This window comes from Granulicella rosea (assembly GCF_900188085.1).
Taxonomy (GTDB): domain Bacteria; phylum Acidobacteriota; class Terriglobia; order Terriglobales; family Acidobacteriaceae; genus Edaphobacter; species Edaphobacter rosea.
Genome location: NZ_FZOU01000001.1, coordinates 906,390 through 925,547, shown reverse-complemented (window position 1 = coordinate 925,547; position 19,158 = coordinate 906,390). Strand labels below are relative to the sequence as shown.

General features: G+C 57.8%; 19 protein-coding genes. 2 read left to right on the top strand and 17 right to left on the bottom strand.

All coding sequences use genetic code 11. The features are described 5' to 3' along the window. Positions 1-238: 238 nt before the first annotated feature. On the bottom strand, positions 239-1,333 hold the full coding sequence (locus CHB87_RS04175; RefSeq protein WP_089407106.1) for a hypothetical protein: 1,095 nt from the start codon (positions 1,331-1,333) through the stop codon (positions 239-241). A gap of 230 nt (positions 1,334-1,563) precedes the next feature. On the opposite strand from CHB87_RS04175, the gene CHB87_RS04170 reads away from it, so the two are divergent. Both CHB87_RS04170 and CHB87_RS04165 read left to right on the top strand, forming a co-directional pair. Next, positions 1,564-2,679 carry a serine hydrolase domain-containing protein gene (locus CHB87_RS04170; protein ID WP_089407105.1) on the top strand — a complete coding sequence of 372 codons (1,116 nt, stop codon included), beginning with the start codon at positions 1,564-1,566 and terminating at the stop codon, positions 2,677-2,679. 129 nt (positions 2,680-2,808) lie between these two features. After that, positions 2,809-3,843 carry a type IV toxin-antitoxin system AbiEi family antitoxin gene (locus CHB87_RS04165; protein WP_142988206.1) on the top strand — a complete coding sequence of 345 codons (1,035 nt, stop codon included), beginning with the start codon at positions 2,809-2,811 and terminating at the stop codon, positions 3,841-3,843. A 35-nt stretch (positions 3,844-3,878) separates the two neighbouring features. On the opposite strand, the gene CHB87_RS21795 is transcribed toward CHB87_RS04165, so the two are convergent. The 16 genes from CHB87_RS21795 to CHB87_RS21790 all read right to left on the bottom strand — a co-directional run bounded on the left by CHB87_RS21795 (position 3,879) and on the right by CHB87_RS21790 (position 18,884). Next, positions 3,879-5,234: a hypothetical protein gene (locus CHB87_RS21795; protein ID WP_142988205.1), complete on the bottom strand. Its 1,356-nt coding sequence runs from the start codon at positions 5,232-5,234 to the stop codon at positions 3,879-3,881. 232 nt (positions 5,235-5,466) lie between these two features. After that, positions 5,467-5,754: a hypothetical protein gene (locus tag CHB87_RS04145; RefSeq protein ID WP_089407100.1), complete on the bottom strand. Its 288-nt coding sequence runs from the start codon at positions 5,752-5,754 to the stop codon at positions 5,467-5,469. Further along, positions 5,754-6,473 carry a VirB8 family type IV secretion system protein gene (locus tag CHB87_RS04140; protein WP_089407099.1) on the bottom strand — a complete coding sequence of 240 codons (720 nt, stop codon included), beginning with the start codon at positions 6,471-6,473 and terminating at the stop codon, positions 5,754-5,756. Before CHB87_RS04140 ends, CHB87_RS04145 begins: the two co-directional genes overlap by 1 nt. Positions 6,474-6,482: 9 nt before the next feature. Further along, positions 6,483-7,898, bottom strand: a complete 1,416-nt coding sequence (locus CHB87_RS04135; RefSeq protein ID WP_089407098.1) for a TrbL/VirB6 family protein — start codon at positions 7,896-7,898, stop codon at positions 6,483-6,485. A 7-nt stretch (positions 7,899-7,905) separates the two neighbouring features. Then, positions 7,906-8,577 carry a hypothetical protein gene (locus CHB87_RS04130; RefSeq protein WP_142988203.1) on the bottom strand — a complete coding sequence of 224 codons (672 nt, stop codon included), beginning with the start codon at positions 8,575-8,577 and terminating at the stop codon, positions 7,906-7,908. 197 nt (positions 8,578-8,774) lie between these two features. Beyond that, on the bottom strand, positions 8,775-9,449 hold the full coding sequence (locus CHB87_RS04125) for a hypothetical protein (RefSeq protein ID WP_142988202.1): 675 nt from the start codon (positions 9,447-9,449) through the stop codon (positions 8,775-8,777). Between the two features lie 155 nt (positions 9,450-9,604). Then, the gene (locus CHB87_RS04120; protein ID WP_142988201.1) at positions 9,605-12,253 is read right to left on the bottom strand and encodes a TraG/VirB4 family ATPase; all 2,649 of its coding nucleotides are present in this window, start codon (positions 12,251-12,253) and stop codon (positions 9,605-9,607) included. Between the two features lie 189 nt (positions 12,254-12,442). Then, the gene (locus tag CHB87_RS04110) at positions 12,443-12,787 is read right to left on the bottom strand and encodes a hypothetical protein (protein ID WP_089407093.1); all 345 of its coding nucleotides are present in this window, start codon (positions 12,785-12,787) and stop codon (positions 12,443-12,445) included. 7 nt (positions 12,788-12,794) lie between these two features. Beyond that, positions 12,795-13,244, bottom strand: a complete 450-nt coding sequence (locus CHB87_RS04105; RefSeq protein WP_089407092.1) for a hypothetical protein — start codon at positions 13,242-13,244, stop codon at positions 12,795-12,797. 9 nt (positions 13,245-13,253) lie between these two features. Beyond that, positions 13,254-13,916, bottom strand: coding sequence for a hypothetical protein (locus CHB87_RS04100; protein WP_089407091.1), 663 nt, complete (start codon positions 13,914-13,916; stop codon positions 13,254-13,256). 15 nt (positions 13,917-13,931) lie between these two features. Beyond that, positions 13,932-14,366: a hypothetical protein gene (locus CHB87_RS04095; RefSeq protein WP_089407090.1), complete on the bottom strand. Its 435-nt coding sequence runs from the start codon at positions 14,364-14,366 to the stop codon at positions 13,932-13,934. 602 nt (positions 14,367-14,968) lie between these two features. Beyond that, the gene (locus tag CHB87_RS04090) at positions 14,969-16,285 is read right to left on the bottom strand and encodes a hypothetical protein (RefSeq protein WP_089407089.1); all 1,317 of its coding nucleotides are present in this window, start codon (positions 16,283-16,285) and stop codon (positions 14,969-14,971) included. 14 nt (positions 16,286-16,299) lie between these two features. Beyond that, the gene (locus CHB87_RS04085) at positions 16,300-17,244 is read right to left on the bottom strand and encodes a hypothetical protein (protein WP_089407088.1); all 945 of its coding nucleotides are present in this window, start codon (positions 17,242-17,244) and stop codon (positions 16,300-16,302) included. Next, the gene (locus CHB87_RS04080; RefSeq protein WP_089407087.1) at positions 17,241-17,720 is read right to left on the bottom strand and encodes a lytic transglycosylase domain-containing protein; all 480 of its coding nucleotides are present in this window, start codon (positions 17,718-17,720) and stop codon (positions 17,241-17,243) included. The genes CHB87_RS04085 and CHB87_RS04080 overlap by 4 nt, the downstream gene beginning before the upstream one ends. Continuing rightward, entirely contained in the window at positions 17,720-18,637 is a 918-nt protein-coding gene (locus CHB87_RS04075) for an AAA family ATPase (protein WP_176441568.1), read from the bottom strand. The genes CHB87_RS04080 and CHB87_RS04075 overlap by 1 nt, the downstream gene beginning before the upstream one ends. Then, on the bottom strand, positions 18,630-18,884 hold the full coding sequence (locus CHB87_RS21790) for a hypothetical protein (protein ID WP_142988200.1): 255 nt from the start codon (positions 18,882-18,884) through the stop codon (positions 18,630-18,632). Before CHB87_RS21790 ends, CHB87_RS04075 begins: the two co-directional genes overlap by 8 nt. Positions 18,885-19,158 lie beyond the last annotated feature (274 nt).

The following is a 19,158-nucleotide window of genomic DNA, read 5'->3' as shown; positions in this document are numbered from 1 at the left end:
CCGTACGATCCATCCGTTAGGGATGGTGGCGGACTATTCCTTATAAGTCGGCCTGGCGGAAATGTTTAGCCAGACGCTTTGAGCGAACAATTATAGGCTCGCGATCCCACTCAGATCGCCGAGACGGTAATGTGATCGGCGAAGACGCAAACCTTGTCATAGGATGAGTGGTTTAAGAACTGCGGCATGTTAGCGGTGAAAAAGGACGGAGCCGGTCGGCCCCGTCCCTCGACTAACCTCACGCCGCCTTCGGTAGTACTTCGCCGGCGAACTTCATCAGCTCCAGTTTACGCTCCGCGTCTTCGGTGCTGCCCGCAATCCAGGAGATCGCGTTCGAGAGCCGCCAGGTCGTATTCCCTGCCGGCATGTTGTAAGCATCCGGCGAATTGTAAGCTTCGATTACAGCATCGGACTCGGACTTCAGCAGCGTCTTACGAAGCATCTCTCGCGCCGAACCAGGGTCGACCGATTGCTCATTGGCATGGCGAACCGCCTCCATGCGCCGGCGCAGAGAGTCTGCATTCAACTGCGAGGAAACCACATCTCTCAAAGCGCTCACCGTCGTCTGCGCATCGAGTTCGTAGGTTCTCTGGGAGTACAGCATGGAGTCATCCAGACGCTTGCCGAGGTGGACCTGCCGCATCTCTTCCTGCGTGATGGCCAAATTGGAGCACCAGATGCGAAGAAGGTAGGCTCGGATCGAGAGAGCACCGTTGCCGAAGTCGGAGTTCTCGAGGCTCAAACCATAGGCCACCATCTCGCCCGGAATAGGCTCATAGACCTCCGGCATGATCGCCTGGAGGGCGACCTTCGTGTCGGTGACGTAGCCATCGTATGGAAGAGCTCCCTTCTGCTGCACCGCCGTCGCGAAGGCCTCGATGATCGGTCGGGAGTCCAGCCGGCGGTACCGGTCCGAAAGGAAGCCGCGCACCTCGCCCTGTACGGAACGAAGCAGATACCGACTCCGATCGAATCGGTTCGCGAACACAGTCGTAAGGTTGTGGGCCAGCAGTTCCCGGCCCCACGGCGCGCTCGTCTGCTGCAGTCCGTCGATGAACTTCAGCGGTAGATCCGTGGTCTGCGCCATCTGCTGAATGGAGTGGCGATGCAGCCTTTGACGGATGGCCGAGGCTTGAAGATCGGGATAACTGATCGTGATCGTCTTCGCCTCCGGGTCGGCCTCGAAGCTCAATTCCCCGCCTCGAGCCAGTCGGTCGCTGGGTTGGTGATTCATCACGTGATTTACCACCTCGCCAGCCTTCGATCGGCCTCGGGCGATGAGTTGTTCGAGCTTATGGGAAGCGGCGGTCTTCGACTGCATCGTCAAAAGCATGAGAGTGCCTCCTGTCTTACGCTGGTTGTTTGTTGTCTGGGGTGGCGAGACAAAGGATCCTGTCCCGGGGAAAGAGTCTGAGAGTTGCCAGGTGAGCGGGAGATCCCGAATCGTTCAGCCCGCTGCCTCACGACCGAGGGGATCCTCCGCCTGTCTCTTTTTGGCGATTGAGCAGTCTGGATTCGTACGGATAGTGGAACCTGCCCGCCCCTTCATCCGTATGCAGGCTTATGCCGAAACTCTGGATCATTGCCAGCAACATCGTAGTCGTGGCGTGCATGACCATCTCCGTGCCCGCCCAGACGCCGCGGCAGCCCGCCCCTGTGGACCTTCCCCACGGAGTCCAGTGGACGCCCACTCGAGGCGACGCATCCCAAATGGACAGCGCGGCTTTGGATGCGCTCTATCGCGACATGGCCGCGGAAGAGCATCACGATCTCAAGGGCATCGTGATCCTGCGTGACGGCTCGCTCGTCAGCGAACACTACTTCAATGGAGACTCGGCAGACACGCTTCACGATATTCGTTCCGCCACGAAGAGCATTACCTCCCTGTTGCTGGGGATAGCGATTGACCAGGGGAAGGTCCACGGAGTCGACGATCTCATTGCGCGCTACCTTCCAGGACTTCCCCATGACGGCAAAGAGAAGATTCGGATCGAAGACCTTCTGACGATGCGCTCCGGCCTGGATGCGGACGATACCGATCCATCCACGCCCGGCAACGAGGACCGGCTCGACGAATCGACGGACTGGATCAGGACCGTTTACGCCGTTCCGATGAGGCGGGCGCCCGGCGAACGGTATCTCTACACCTCGATCAACGCCTTTCTTGCCGGCGCGACCGTCGAAAACGGCACCGGAGAGTCTCTCGACGAGTTTGCGCGAACATATCTCTTCGCGCCGCTCAACATCAAGCTTTTTCACTGGAGACATGTCCCTGTAAAACGAACGACGGGCCAGGGAAACCTGGAGATCACTGCCCGCGACGCGGCTGCGCTCGGCCAACTGATCCTGAATGACGGAGTGGTCGACGGAAGACGTCTTGTAAGCCACGCCTGGCTCGAGAAGAGCACCGCAAGCCTGGTGCCCATTGGCGACAGCGATCCTTATGCCGACTCTTACGGGTACATGTGGTACACGAAGGCGGAGCAGGTGGGCGCCGATACGATCGTTGTTCACTTCGCTTCGGGAAACGGTGGCAACAAGATTTATATCGTGCCTTCCTGTCACATGGCGATCGCCATCACCTCCAGCGCATACGGTACGCGGTGGGGTCAGCGGAGATCGCAAGATATTCTGCGCAGGATCCTCGCAGCGACGACCTGCGGCGCGGACGGGCGGTAGAAGGCGTCAGGCAGGCATCGTCAAAGTGGGGGAAACTTCAGGGGGCCGAAGAACGAGTGTGCACTGTTCGCTTTATGGTATTGTTCGTATCGTACGAACAATGATAAAGTGCGAACAGGAGCGGATGGCGTGAACTCTCGAATCGAATTACGCGGACAAGGTACATTGACCGAAGCACTCGGTGCTGTCGCGCGTACCGCTGCTCTTAAACTGCGTCATGCCGTCAAAACACGGACTCCAGGGCACGGAGAGGTATTCCTTGAAGCCGACGCTCTCGCAACGAAACCTCAATTCGTGGCCGTCATCAAAACGGTGCGAAACTTCGCCACCATTGGGATGGTCAAAGAGCAACTGAACGGCCTCCCGCCCGGGGTCTACCCGCTGTTGGTCGCGCCTTATATGACAAGGGCGCTGGCGGAGCGCTGCCGCGACTTGCATCTTCCTTTCATCGATACAGCCGGAAACGCATTCATTCAGGTCCCCGGCTTGACCATTTACATCACCGGAGAGCCACAGCCGGCTCGCCGGAAGAACGATCTGGAACGGCGCCGGGCATATACCGAAGTCGGGATGAAGGTGATCTTCGCGTTGCTGTGCGACCAGAAACTGGCGGATGCGACCTACCGTGAAATCGGGCGAGTCGCTCAAGTCGCCCTGGGAACCGTTGGACCTGTCATCAAGGAACTCGCAAACCGCGGCCATTTAGTACAACGAGGCGGAATCGCCACTCTCATCAACACGCGGGAGCTGATGGAAGCCTGGGTCGCCCGTTATCCCGAGGCTCTTCGGCCAAAGCTCTTCCAAGATCGCTATCAGGCGGACGTTGACCGGTTACAGGCTCTGGATCTTCACGGCCGGCAGGCAGTGTGGGGCGCTGAGGTGGCTGCGCAGCGATTGACGGGGTACCTCAAACCAGAGCAGTTCACTCTCTACGTGCGAGGAGACGCCAAGTCCCTTCTCACCAAGGCAAGAATGCGGCTGGATCAGAATGGCAATACCGAAATCCTGCAGGCCTTCTGGAATCTCCCGGAAGACCCGACCCACCCAGACCTGGTGCCCCCGTTGCTGGTCTATGCGGATTTGATGGCGACCGGCGATGGCCGTAATCTGGAGACAGCGCGTCTCCTCCATGAACAACTCCTCGAACCCCTATACCGTAGCTGACGACCGTCCCGTCCCCGGCGCAATGGTCCGCATCCTCACCGTGGTTCACCAAGTCGCTTCGGGCCACGAGTGCCCATACGTCGTGGTAGGGGCGACAGCCCGCGACCTGCTGCTGTTCCATGTCTTTGGGATTCCCGGAAGCCGAGCCACCCTGGATGTGGATTTTGGGATCGCGGTCGAGAGTTGGGATACGTTTTACAGTCTCCGCGATGCCTTACTGGCAACAGGAGAGTTCGTTCCGAGCAAGATCGAGCACCGACTCTTCTCAAAGACGACGCGCATACCCATCGATCTGATTCCCTTTGGCGGCCTGGCGAAAGACGATATGATCGCTTGGCCACATACGGAAACTTAATACTGTTCCCGCTGCGATCCGCCAGAAGCACCGCCTCCGCTGGTTCACACTCTTCCGAAACACCAGAGCCGTTTTGCTCCAGAGCTTCTGGATCGAAGCTGGCATCGTCGTCAAGCGATACCGCTTCCGACCTGCCAAGGACCTCGAACAACGCCTCATAGTCGCCGTCGTCCCAGGCCTTCTTAACCTTGCGGATCTGTTCGATCGCACGAGGCATAATTTCGAGTTGCAGGCTGTCATCGGAGGCGTGTTCGACCAGCGTGTAGCTGGAACCGAACTCGGATTGCCGCGATATCTCCTTAATTCCGAGAATCGCTGGCCCCGTGTATATGCGCCCCGAGGTTCCAAGCAAAGGCAGGAAGTGAACTCCTCCCTTCAACGATGGTTTGCAGGCGCTCTCCGGTAGCACAACGTCGACCTCGAGCTTGTCAGCCACGCGATCGCTCATTGCCTTGAGTGCGCCCTTCGCCTGCTTCGGTTCGCGTGTGTCGAAGGCCAGACGGAACTGGCAGAATCGATTCGTGCCGATCTTTAGCTTCCGATAGAGGGACTCACGCACCCAGCCACGGCAGTCGTTAGTGCCAAGGACATGATCCTTGACGACAGCGATGCGCAACTCGGGCTCCTCGACCATCAGTTTGCAGTCGGAGACCAGGATCGCGAAGTACACGATCGCAGCTTCGGGCCAATGCTGAAAGCGCTCAGCGATCTGACGGGCATGGGCCTGATCGACGAAGTAGAATTTACCGTCCTTCGCCGAACCGCTTGCGCCTACCAGTTTGTATTCGACCCCGCCGTAGACGAGACTAGCCATGCGGTTCTCCACCACAGACTGTTCATACGGCGTCAACTCGTACGGCACACTAACACGCGCTACTCGGATACCGGGATAGATCTGCCCAAGGAGCTTGCCCTCAAGCGTATCCTTCCGTCCGAGTTTGGTTGGCTTACGGGTCACTTCTCCCGACGCATCAATCTTCAGTTCGAGAATGAGCCGCTCATCGATGGTCGCTTCCTGTGTCCTATTCGCTGTCATGTTCTCCTCACTTGTCTGGCGCATCGAACGAAGTGACAAGAGACCTGCTGACGTCGGTCCTCCTGATCACTGATTGGCCGCCTGGGTTAGAGGTGGGTGTGGGCCGAACCAGGTTCAAGAGCGAAACCGGGTCAGCGGAATTCCTCATCGCAAAGCGATAAGGCGTCAAGGAGAGACAGGAGCCATATTTCAGGTCTGTCATCTCTTTGAATTCGCACTGACTTGTGAACTCCTACCGCTGTAGGGGTCGCTTAACTAAAGTTGGCGTACCCGATTGCATCTCGGCTTCCGCCTTGTAGGCATGAAGTACGTACACTACGCCCGACTTCGACTGAAAGGCCTTGATCAGTGCCTCTCCTTCGTTGGGAACCTCGTCGCCAAGCTCGGGTTTGACCGGATTCGACCCGTCCTTCGCCAGAAAGTAACGAACAACCTCTTCGACCGGCTGACGAGGCTTGCGAGGACGCTTTGCTGTCGACCCGCCTGCTGGAACTGCACCTGCTCGCGTGGCCGCATCCATCACTGCTCTCCTTTCCTGGTGCCTGCGTCGTTGTCAGGCGTCGATAGGATCTGCTCCCGCCGCTCTCCGTCGATGGGTCGTTCGCGGTACTCCGCGATCCAGAGGCCATCTGGATTTACCTCCGAGCGCCGGTCGGCGATCAACCGCAAGCGGTACTCGTTGATGAAGTGATCGGTTGTCTCGCTGCCTGCCGAAAGGTGATGCACGTCCTTCACCCCGTAGACGACATAGGTCATCGGCTCTCCAGCCACCGGATCGATCTCACGCAAATGAAAGACCGACTCGATTTCGCCGTCGTCGACCTTGCCCCGGGTGTTGTCGTCCGCCATGGCCTTGATGGTGTACGTCCGAAGATTTCGGGTCATCATGTTGAGGCTTACCGCCCAGCGATCGTCGACATTCGAGGGCGCGTAGTTGAGATAGCTGGATAGGAACCGCTTGACGAATGCCTCGTTGAGAAATTCGTCGGAGCCTGTGCCGTTCTTCTCCCCTGCCTTCACTGCCTTACCCAGGACCGTCGCCTCTCCATCCGGCCCGATGCGGATAACGGTAGGCGGCTGCATGCGAACAAATACTGCGAAGCCGATTGCAAGCAGCGCAATGGGAATGGTGAGAAAGGCGAGCAACCATGCACGATTGGCGTTCGCCTTCAGAGCACCATCGACCTCGTAATACTTCGGTTGCGGGTTATCCGTCTCGATGACTGCCGTGTTCTTCATAGGCATCTCCTATTCTTCCTTCGCCAGACCTGCGGCTCTCGTCACTGTGCGCGTCGCCAACCGCGCGGCATGATATGCGCCCCATGTGCCGATGTTGTAGCGATGTACGCTGGGTCCACTACCGCGACTTGCAGGTGGTCGCCCGCTGAGGGCACTACTTGCGATTGCGCCCGATGAAACAGGTGCCGCGGCATCGGAAGTGGTCGTGGATTCGTCAGCAACGTTTGCGTTGCTCCCTTGCTCCACTCCCATGGCGTCGCTGAAGGCAGAGCGGATCTGCTCAGCGTGCCCGTCCGCAGTCGAGCTACCACTGAAAGAGGGAGAACTGTCGGCAGGCTGATTGCCATGCCCAGCATCCGCTCGAGCCGGTGGCTGTGGAGGATTTGGCTGATTGCTTCCAGTGGACGAGGTCATCGGCCGCACACCTCCTGCTGATGCCGTCCCGGCAGAGCCCCCAGCCTGAGACCCTACGGCGGAGGTCGCACCTCCGGATGCGACTCCGGCTGCGGCTCCCTCGAATGCGGCCGCGCCAGCGGTGACCGCAGTCATGGCACTTCCAATCAGAGCACCAGCCGTGCTCCCCACATCTCCGGTGACGATTCGCTTCGCGATAAACGGAATCACCGCGATGGCCAACGAAAAAATGATGCTCGCCATGCCAACGAGAAACGATCCTTCGAGATTGCCCAAGCCTCCCAAGAAGTTGTTCTGATTCAGCATTTGGCCTACTTGACCCATTTGCACGGCGCTCAACAGCGCTCCGAAGCCGCCGTAGAGAATCGGCCACGAGTTCCAGATGAAGACGTTCTCGACGTATGACTTGGCAATACGATTGGTGGCGCCAAGCGGCATGAGCGCGATGACGATCGGTCCGAAGATATAAAGCACGGAACCGTAGAAGATATAGAAGAAGCCGAAGATCACGATGACGATGGGATAGAGAATGTACGCAATCAGGATGAGAATGGCATCGAGCAGGCCCGCAATCGAGCCGGTCACGAGTCCCCACATCTGCTGGAACCCAACCTGATTGAACTGCGTTTGCAGATCATTCGCCCAATTCTCAAAAAGATTGCCCGCACCGGAAGCGTTGCTGATCCAGTTGCCGCCATTCACGAAGCCCTGGTTGACCGTCGTGAAAACTGTCCCGTAGTTCATGACAACGATGGCAGTGACCACGTACTTGATCAGTCCTGTGCTAAGGCCCCGTACATCGCCACCATGAAGCGCAGACTGATAGACCTGCCAGAGGAAGCCGATTAGGAGCACGACGTATGCAACGTTCTGCATTCCGGAGGTGATGCTGGTGGAGTTGATGCCGGCAACGGCTTGGGTGAGAAAGCGTTCGAATAGACTCAACTGCGTTCCTTGAAAGAACGCCAGAACGGATAGATCGGAATGAAAGACATGGGCGCTGACGATCATTGCTACCTCACCGATGAGTTAGAGAGCCGTTGACCAAACCGTTATTTGAGGTGCTGTCCGACGCCGCGAGCTTGGCGGTCTTGCTTTGATTCGCGAGATCGATTCCACGGGTACGCATCAGCTCCGCGAGCGCTGCCTGCGTATAGGCGTTCGCGCGCACCACCCATACATCGGCCTCCGCCTCTAGAATCTGTGCGCTCCCAGGAGCCGCCAGCGCTATCTGCTGCCCCATCTTGTCCGCCGCGCTCAGTTCGGTGTCCGCCAGGGCGTCGATCTCTATGGCTCGTTTCATCGCGTCCTGCGCCTGCGCATCCGTCATATCGGTCATGGTCCGGGTTGCAGGCGATGCCGCGTTCTGCGGCATCACTACGCCATAGACATTCTGGAACTGAGAAGAGACGGTCGGCACATTGCCAGCGTTCCGCGAAAGGAGCACCGACTCGAAGCTCTGCGACTGTGGCAAGGTAGCGCTCGAGACATTCGTACTGAACATCCCGCTGACTTGACTGAACTGGTTCTCGAACTGCGATACCGAACTCTTGGCCTGATTGATCGCGGCAATGGGATACATTACTTCTTGTTCGTACTTCGCCGTGCTCTGCTCGTACTGGTTGATCGTCTTGAGCGGAGCGGCTATGTACGTGTTCATGAGGGACTGCATCTTCGAGAGTGCTGCCATGATCGCGGCTGTATCGATTCCGAACTGCCCTGTCGCACGCGATGGCAGGATGAGGAGGACGACCAGCACTACGATCACCGTGTTTGTAACGGTCGGACGATACCACTTGGAGCACTTGCGCTTCGGCTGGCTACTCCTTGCAGGCTGTGGCAGCTCCGGATTGGAATCGGTCGTAAATTCAGGCATGCTGTACCTCCTCAGTGTTTGGTGAGTGCTCCATTAACCAGGCTGTTGATTCCGCTCGTCGCCGTCGTCCTCCGCTTCGTGAGGACGTTATCGTGAGCGACGCGGCCCGCCTCTTGGCGCAACTCCGCAGCCAGCATCTTTTGCATAAAAGCCTGGCAGCGCAGGTTGGCGACCTGAGCTTGCGCGGTGAGATATGGATTCGATCCGGGTGTACTGACCGCGACCTGATTCTCCATCTGGTCGGCTATCGCGAGAATGACGTCGCCGCCTTGATCGGCAATGAGCGTGGTCTTGAGATTCTGTTGACCAAGAGCGTCGTCCATGTCGATCATCACGCGGTCCTGCGGTGACACCACATTCGCTGGGGGGACCGCACCGTAATTGGCTCCGAAGCTGCTCTGCAACGAAGGTATCGACGCCGACTGCCGACTGTGTAGGACCGCCTCGAACTGCTGTGGGCCGGGGGTCACTGCGCTGTTGAAGGGAGTTCGAAAGACCTGATTCATCTGCGTGCGGTACATCGTGATCGAGCCCGCGACGAAGCCACGTGCTTGATTGATCTGCGCCAGCGGCCAGACCGTCGTCTGGTAGAGTTGCTGAACCTGCTGCTTCATCTGGTTGATGGTTTTGAGTGAACTGCCCATGTCGCTTTGAATCGAGCTGAAGATCGAATCGAAGACGCTCAAGAACTGTCCGTGAGCGAAATGAGGCGTGACAAACGCGACAGATAACACTCCCGTCAAAAGCCCGGGCCACCGCCATCTCCTCGGGCCAGTATCGTGAGGGACCCGCGGCATCTGGCCCCCTTCGCGCGGCACATCTGCTTGGATGGGTTCATGATTCATCGTGAAGTAACCTCCTGCATCTCGCCCGACAGCTCAACTGGCAACGGCGGAAGCATCGCCAGACCTCGGGGGTATCGCGCGGCTAGCTGTTCGTAGGCCTCAAGCTTGGAGAGCTGCCGATGTTGGTGCAGCCACCACCTTCGATAGTGGCGCTCGCGTGCGTAGGTCGTGGTAATCCAGTAATCGACCGGACTTGGAACGACTCGGATCGCATGTGTGGACTCGGCCTTTTCACCCACGGCGATGAGGAACTCCGCGCTGTACCCCTTCTTGGGATGGGCAAAGGTCTTGATCTGATTGAGAGCCGTCTCGTTGAGGTGGAGATGGTCGCGCAATGCAGTCATGTCGCCCGGCTGCTTTCCAATGATCTTGGTCGTCGCGTTCTTTACGATACCCGCCCCGTACTCGTTAGGCCGGTCCGGCGTCCCCACGAAGTCCTCAGGGGTCTGGCTGATGCCCCACACACTGGCATTGCGCTTACGGGCGGTGCGAAAGAGCTGAACAACGACGCTGGCGAGGATTGGCGACTCAAGGAGCGCCCAGCATTCATCGAGCAGCACGATGCTCGGTTGTCCTGTGAATCCGGAGGCCCGGTACGTCGCCGTGTGGGCGATAAGCAGGCTCATCGCCCGCTCCAGACGCGGATCGTCTTTGAGCTTCTCCACATTGAAGTAAAGCCAGGGATTATTCAGCTGCACGGTTGTCTGGCGATCAAACAGACGCGCGTATGGACCATCCTCGACCCACGCGCGAAGCTTCGTCGAAGCAAGCTGCGCCATCGCGTTGATCGTCTGATTGCGATCGCGGTCCTGCCAATGAGCGAGTTCTGCGGCAAGGTCACCGAAGAGCGGGATGGGATTTGAGGTCTTGGCGCTGCAGCGTTTATAGGTAGAGGCGATGGCCTCGATAAGCACGCTGTCGAGCAGGTCAATGTCAAGATTGGGCGGTGTGTTCTCCCCCAGCATGTGGCGGGTTAGATTCTTGAGGAACGAGATCTGGTCGTTTGACGGCTTGCTTTCGCCCTTCGGTAGGTCCCACGGATTGATCGTCTGGTCGCTATCGAGCGACATCTCGATCATCTCGCCTCCCATCAGTTCAACCAGAGGCTGATATGAGTCGCCGCGCTCAAGAATCGAGATGAGAGGGTTCGCGCGGGCCGCCATCAGCAGCATCTGTTGCGCCGCAAGTGTCTTGCCGCCTCCGCTCTTCGCCATCAAGAGGCCATTTGCATCCGACAGATCGGGATCGAACATCGAGAACGGAATGAGCTGCCGGAATGGGGTCTCAAAAAGGATGAGCGGGCTGCGGCGTGTCCCAGTCCATGGCATCTCAACCGGAACAAGATCGGCCACATTCGAGGTCAGCATATCCTGATCGCGCTTATCAGGCTCTGCCATACCTGGGAGTGTCCCGATGAAGATCCGCCGCTTGGCGATCGTCTCCATCACGGCCTTCGCACCGTTCATATGGGTAAAGGCATTGAGCACCTCCTGCGTTCGATTCGCAAGATCCCGCTCGGCCTGTTCAAGATCGGCAAACGTGACTGCCGGACGCGAGGTCCGCACGACCACACATAAGCTCAGCTTCGCGGTCTTGAGAGACGACGAAATGATGTCGCGTTGGACCTGTATCAACTGCGCCTGCGCGACCTCGGCCTCGGGGTTCGATTTGAAGTTTCCGTTGGCATCCTTCTGTGCAGCAGTCATCTTCTGCAGGCGCTTTTTGTAGCTCTTGAGCACCTTGACCTGATCGGGGATGACCACCTGTCCGCTCACCACCAGAGGGAAGCCAAGAGCGGAAAAGCTCTGTAGCATCCCGGGAAACGTCGCATCGGGCAGGTCTTTGAGGCTGATCACCGAGTAGAGGTAGCCATCGATATTGAGGTAGGTCTCACTCTCATGCAGAATGCTCGCGTGCACCACTTGTTCACGTGCACTGCGATAGGCGATCCGCTCTTCACCCGGCACATAGGGCCGAGTGTTCCGACGCACCGGATGCTGCGAATTCGACAGTTCGTCGAACAGATCCTGCGTTGAAAGTCGTCGGGGCTCGAGGTCAGCCGATTCCATCGACCCCTCGATGCCCCGCAGGATGGACTCCAACTCAGCCAGTTGAGCTTCATGCTCTTTGCGATTCTTCCGGATCGCCTTGGTTTGACTGAGGGTGAATCCACCAGCTTTCCGCCTCTGCTGCGCGGAGTGATAGAGCTTCGCATGGACACGTGGGTCCCATACAAAGTAGACGTGGAGCCTGTTCTCAAAGAAGAAACCTTCACTCTCCTTCTGCTGCCACATACGAAGGCGATGCCCGTCGAGAGCGACTACCTCCAGCTGCGCGTTCCTCTGCTGCGCTACGTAGCTATCCAGCAGGCCGCCAAGACGTTCCGATATCTCATAACGGAACTGAATCCTCATGCTCACATCAGGCACCGCTCGAAACATCGCTTCAAGCATCGTCTTGGTCTGATTGCGATCCTCATCGGTCGCGAAGTAGGCAAGCACCCCACGGAGCTCGTAGCCGGCGACGAAGGCTCCGTTCGTATGGACCATCACGTCGTCACCTGCCGGCAGATCGCGCAAAGGCAGGAGTTCACAAACAGCGGGCGATTTCATCTTCTTCTCGTGGTCGCTATAGGTTATTGGCATCGCAGCATCCTCTTTTTCTCCCCGTTGTCACCTTGGAGCCAGGACTCCATCGATCGCGCGATAGGGAGGATCGCCTTATGAAAGCGCGAGGCGAACATCACGCTTGCAAGAACGGCCTGAGCGGCCTCGCCGTCAAGTCGCATCGCCACTGATCCATCGTTGCTGGCTTCAATCTCCGCATGCATGGCGTCACACCTCGTCTTCGGTGAGATAGGGCTCCCTCAGTTCGGAGTCCGACTCCGCGGCGCACCACGCGCGTGCCGCCAGAAACGAACGGAAGAGGTCGGTGAGATACCCGCGCGGTCGGCCATACTTGAATAGGATGAGAAACGGCACCGCCAGCACAGGGACCACGAACTCCATGAAGACGTTGAGCGGCATCCCGAAGAGATGGGCGTTGTCGTTGGCGAAATGTGCGGCGAGATTCATCAGCGCCGCAAGCGCGAGAACCAGAATGAGATCCTCAAACTCAAGCCCGAGGAAGGTCACTTTGGTATGAAGGTTGCGATGTACCGGCGTAAAATCGAGACTCATGACATTCTCATATTCCGTGCGCCTGTGTGACCATGGATTCGGCCAGACGCACCATTCCTGAAACCATCAGAGCTCCCATAGCGGCGATGAACTTTCGCATCCAGGTAGACCCTGGATAGATCTCATCGACGACCCCGCCCATATGGAGCGCCATGGCACCGAGTTGCGTGAGCGCGAAAACCGGCAGAATGACATTGGCCACCCAATTGGTCAGGCTCATGACCGCAGTCCAAAACCCATCCGCACCGGTAGGTCCCGCCTGCTGCACGAACCCTTCGAGCGCACGCAACATACCCGAGCACATCAATGAGGCGAATCCTCCATACAGCAGGTGCTCGAAGGGACCGCTCCTGCTGTAGCGATAGACCGCGCTCGCAAAGAACATACCGGCCAACGTAGGCATGACAGTGTTGCCGCCCCAGGAAGCAAGATTCGTGATGGCTCCATCGAAACTCATGAGAGGCTCCTATGCGGTCATGGCGCGAAACAACGTGAGCAAACCGCTCACACTCAGAAAAGAGATCGCGGCGAAGACCAGTCTGGTCCAGGGACGGCGCTGAACGAAGTTGATGACTGCACCTACACATGCCAGACCGGCAGCGGCAGGCAGTACCTGCCCGGCGACGTAATTCCAAAGAGAGGTCAGCATATCGGTAGTGGCATACTGACCGCCGGAGTTCCATCCCTGGAGTAGTTGCATCGTTGCAGACAGAGACATCAGAAAGAGTGCGGCGACGATCGAACCGATGGGGCTCTCTCCCGCCGCGCCATCGAGCGTTGCCTTCAGGACAAAGTAAGCCGCCAGGATAGGAACAAGCTTGGCGACAACGATCTGATTCACAAAGTTCTTCAGCACGGTCTCCATGCTCGCAAGCCACGTAGTTCCGACCGTTCCACTAGCCGACGGCACCGTGACGCCTTGTGCCGCGACCCACGAGAGCAATTGCGGCAAGGTCAGTAGAATGACCGTCCACAGCACCCACTTCCCGGTACGCCCTCCAACATGAAAATTGGTTCCTCCTTCGTGGCGGAGGCTCACGCCAGCCGCGGCCAAGGTGCAGAACGCGGCTGGTATCGCGAGATCGAAGAGCAACTGGAGTAGATCGAGGAGAAACTGCGGAACCGGCATCGTGGCTCGCTCCGTCTATTGAATTCCCTGCGACTGAGTGATGAAGCCTTCGGCCATGCGTCCGAGACCCGAGATGACCATGAGGGCGACGCCCGTAACGCCCCACCCCATGTAGCCACGCCCGCTCTTGAAGTGCCAGCCGGCGACGCCCAGGCAGGCGACCGCCAGCACGGGAGCGATGACGTTGCATCCCCAGTTCACGATGTTGAGGACAGTGCCTTCGACGGTCGTCGCCTGCTGGCCCTGTACCGCCTTGCCGAACTGAGGCGAAGTGCCGAGGTTCTGGGCGCTGGCCGTAAGCGGCAGCGAGAAGCTGAGCAGAAGAATGAGGCCGAGCGCGAGAACGAGCAGCGCCCGAAGTGGAAGATGGCTGTCCGGACGTTGCATGGAAAGAATGGATGAGGCCGCAGCCCCGTTCGAGTTCCGCCACACATGGCTTGAGATCTGCATGCTGTACTCTCCTGGACTCGTCTGCTCAAGGCATCCGTGTCGAAGAAGAGATTGCGTCTGATTGGGATCTCGGTCAAATCGATATAGCACCTTCGGAAAGAAGATTGCGTAGCGTGGGCTTTGGTCATCGCTTTGTATATCGTGGACCTCTTCAGGAACACACGTTTTACCGTACGAAATCCCCGTGAGGTTCTTCGAACGGTCCCTCCTACGAGCTGAAAATCCGCCCTCTGTGCACGTACAACCCAATCGCGCGCTTGTACCCCTCAAATAGACGAGCAGGCGACTGTCGCAAGGCCATAGTGAGATATGCGATCCGGCGCTCTCTCACAAGGTGTGAGGGGCATAGAGAGCGCAAAGCGACTAAGCGCGTTACGTGGCCTGGCAGCGGACGTTGTCACGATAGCGAGCCGGGATGGTCGCCATGTAGATGGCTTGTTGAAGGCCAACGTCCGCAAAGCACAACTCGTATGGTGCGAATCAACAGCCTGCGCAATTCATCGCGTCGAGAGAGGACGGTTCATATCTCATGCCTATTGAAGAACAAAAAATGCCCCGGCATCAGCCGGGGCACTGTAAGACTTACGAATCGAAACAAGGGTTTATTGATCGATCTTTCTGACAGTCGCGTTCTTCTGCTCGTGTTTTGCGAACACGACGTAAATCTTGGTATCGGCGGGCACTGACACAACGACACGACTATTCGCATTCAGGTTCATGATTTGCGAGTCCCCTGCCGCGCCAATATTTGCGGCGAGCCGTTCTCGCAACATGTCGTCTTCAGAGAAGGCACCGCTGCTATTGTTCCCTGCAAGCTCCGCAAGTAAAGAGCCCATGCCAGTGGCGGCCCGGACCAGGATATTCCGTCCCGTGTTCTTGCCAGTCACCTCTCCCTTGATGGGGCCAAGGTCGAGTCCCACGCCGATGGCATCGATCTTCTCGCGCTTACCATCGAGCAGCTCAATTTCGTCAAAACTAACGCCGATCAAGCCGCTTCGGTCCGCCTGCTGCAGCTTTCCATAGACGCGAGCGCCGGCGGGGATCACAACCTTGTCACCAAGAGCGTACGTGTACTCGATGACGGCAACGACAGGCGCCTGAACCGCACTCGATATCTGTGTCTGAAGCTTTGCCTGAACGCGTGTCCCTGGGTTGATGTGAAGCGTGAGGCGGTCGCTTGTATCGCCCGCCATGCTTTGAGCAGACGAGATGGCAGGGCTCGACGACAACGGCGCGCGCACGAAGACGAGAGAGTTCTCTTTCAGAGCGCTTTGCTCATGTGTCTCTCGTGAGGGTCTCGCGAGCGCTACATTCGAAGCGGCGGGATCATTTGCTGACGGATCTTGCCAGTGTTGTTGCGTGTCCGCAAACGATGGAATTGAGCCGAGGGATGGTGGCGGTGGAGGATTGTCACCGGCGGTGCCCCGCGTGGGGTTTGGGATATGCGGCGCACTGGAGCCCTTCACCGCATTTCGGGTGCGGCGGATATCGTTTGGTTGAAGTTGGCCGTTGGAGTTTTCATTCGCTGGAACGGTGTGCTCGGAGTCCATGAGAGGGGTGACGCTCCCTTTTGGAGGCGCGACAACCTGTGATTTCGCTGACGCCAAGGCTGCGGGCGGGGTGGCGGCCTTCTTTGAGGATTTACCTACAAGCGCCGTGAAGACGAAGAACATGATCGCCAACATCAGTCCCGCGCCGAGGACAACAAGCCGTTTCGTGTCGGGCTTCTCGGAGTTCCTGACATCCGCTCGCGTGACAGGCTCATGTAGCGCGCGATCTTGGATATCGTCTGGAGACGCAGCGTCTGAGTTCTCGCCTGTCGGGCCGGTTCCGAGAGGCATGCTCCCGGTGCCTTCGAAGTTCAATCTCTCAGAGTCTACGTTTGCGTTGGTTTCTTTCTGATTTCTGATCTGCGTCATCGTCTCGTCTCCTTCTATCTGCCTTCCGAGCTAACCGGTGCTGTGAACGGCAACCGAATGAGGATAGGCCGATCGACCTGATCGGCCTGGGCTATCTGCAGGAACAGCTTTTCGGTGGACTGCTTGAAATTCGGCCTGTCGAACTCGACGACACCATCGACCCGGGCACCAGGTTCCATCCGAGTCGCACTCAGTTTGAAATCGCGAATCTCCAGTTGATCCGAGATGATTCCCTTGCCCTTCTTCTGCTTCTTCTTCGCTGGTTTTAGACCGGTCATTTGTATCTGCGGAGGCACAATCTCAACGGGCTCCGCCGACGCGTTCAAAATCGAATACGAGACCGCCATCTCATTGCCTCGTTGCTCGATCGTGCCGACCGATGTCTGCACTCGCTGTTCATCCCACTTCGTCCACGAAGGGGCACTCAAATGGGATTGCTTGCGAAACTCATCTTCAAGCGCGGATGTGCTCGTTGTCTCCGAGGGACGTTCCTGTGAGGAAGCATGGCTTGGCAATGAATCGCGTAGCTTAGCCGAAGAAGCGGCCGGCTGGGTTGGAAGGAAGAGACTGCGCGAGCCGCTATATTCGATGAGAAAGTCCACCGGACCGTTCTCAGCGCTGGTACCGTCGCTGATCAATTCCAGCGAGACATGCGATCCGGATTTCGTCGTGATCAAGAGATTCGACTGCGTAGGAGAAGTCGTAATGGGCTTTACGTACACAAACCGCGGTTCGCCCTCGTTGTGTTCAGCCTTGAACGATCCTGGATCTCCCAGAACGACCGACGTGACGTCTTCGGGAAGATGGATCGTCGATTCGAACTCTGGGCGAAGGTGAAGGCGTGTGACCTCGCCTGCACTCATCCTTACGTTCGCGATACGGGCTGCGACCGTCCGATCTTCGGCATACAAATGGAACGGAAGAAGATATCCTGCGAGGGCGAACCAAATGATCTTCATGGATGTTGTCTCCTCGACGGCAGGGCCGCCGCATATTTGCGTTGCATGTAGTGGCGCCGAACGGACAGAACATAAGCAGTGACGTCAGAGTTGCGATAGTGAAGCTGTCTGCGCCCGATCCAAAAATCTCCTGCATAATAGGCAGCGGCGACGAGCCGCAGATCACCGTGAAACTCCGAGATTAGAAATGCCAGATAGCGCGTGCCCGCCGCGATGTTCTGATCGATCTCGAAGGGCTGTAGCGCACCGAATCGTCGGGCGGTCGCGGGCATGAGTTGCATGAGACCCACGGCGCCCTTGTTCGAGATCGCGCGCGGATTCCAATCCGACTCCACATCGATGATGGCCGCCACGAACTCTGCGGGAACGTGATAAAGCGAGGCATAGCGTAATAGACAGTCTCCGGCATCGGCTTGAGCGAATGCCGCGTGATCGAAGTGGGTCCACAGGAACAACAGAATGGCGAACCATCGCATCAGGAGCCTCCTTCTGAATCCGTCATTGCCTTGGCAAAGCGCGCTCCATCGTCAAGCAGGCTCTTGAAGCCTTCGCGAAGAAGCAGGTGTCTACGATCTTTTTCCGTCTTCGCGAGAAACGGGAGGAGAACGTCGCGCAACTCCGTTGTGACATGGTCGGTACCGAGCAACCGGAGAGCGTTTGCGAAATCGATCATCTCGGAGACGGAGGGCGGCTTCTCCAACGAGTAATTGCGAAACGAGAGGGCAATTCCCGCCATCTCCCGATGAAAGGAAGGAGCGGCATCGGGTGTCCGGCTCGCGATGATCTGCGCTTCACGCTCCGGAGTCGGATGCTCGACACGCAGATAGAGACTGCGACGACGGATTGGATCGCCAAGCCGACGCTCTTCATTACTGGTCAAAACGACGAACGGAATGCTCTTCGCTTCAACCGTGCCGAGTTCAGCAACGGAAAGCTGCCACGCCGAAAGTATCTCGAGCAACATCGCCTCAAATCCATCGTCGACCTTGTCCAGTTCGTCGATCAGCAACACGCATGGCCGTTCGCATTCGAGTGCTCTCATCAAAGGACCCGGACGATAGAAGTCTCGCCCTTTGAGGTTTTGCAGAATCCCTTGCCAGCTCTCGTGCTGGTCTCTTGAGAACTCAAGATAAAGACGCTGGAGCCCTTGATCGAACTGCCCAATGGCCTTTTCTTCCGTCACGCCCCGATAACATTGCAGCCGCTCGATGTGGGTATCGGCTGCTGCTGCGACGGAGAGGGCGAGTTGGGTCTTGCCGCTGCCGGCTGGGCCTTCCAGCAAGAGTGGCTTCTTCAACTTCGCTGCCAGAAAGACGACTTGGGTGACCACCGGGTCGATGAAGTAGCCTGCGGCCGCGAGTTTCTGAGAGAGATCTTCCAGAGAGTCAAACATCGTCGCTCTCCTGAAGGATGAAGCCTGTCTTGGCCGGATAGGCCGCTCGCTGTTGTCCCCTGTAGACATAGGCCCACACATCCGCCAATGACGCGAAGATGCCCGCAGCCAACAACTCCAATGACATCCGGCACCAGAGTATCCCCGCCCAGGAGCGCCAGATCATTCCGCCGCAGGACCACGCCACTGACACATCGAGAACTGTCAGCAACACGGCGATCACGAGATATTTTTTTGTGTCTTCCATGTCTACCTCCTCTAACTGCGAGGCAAGCATGGGTCGATTCGCACACTCGGTCAAATCGCGGATGAAGCGGTTGACAGATCCTCACCAGCGATCAAGGCAGAGCTGCCAGGTGTCTGAGCTTCGGATGCGCAAGAGCAACTATCTCGGGAGCTCGGTGACAACGATGCAGTCTCGGGACGGGTGACCAAGCGGATTACTCCCAGGATATGAAGATGGTCGTCTTGGAATTGGACTGAATTCGCCTTCGCCTCAATGATCCTCCGCATAGAACTTC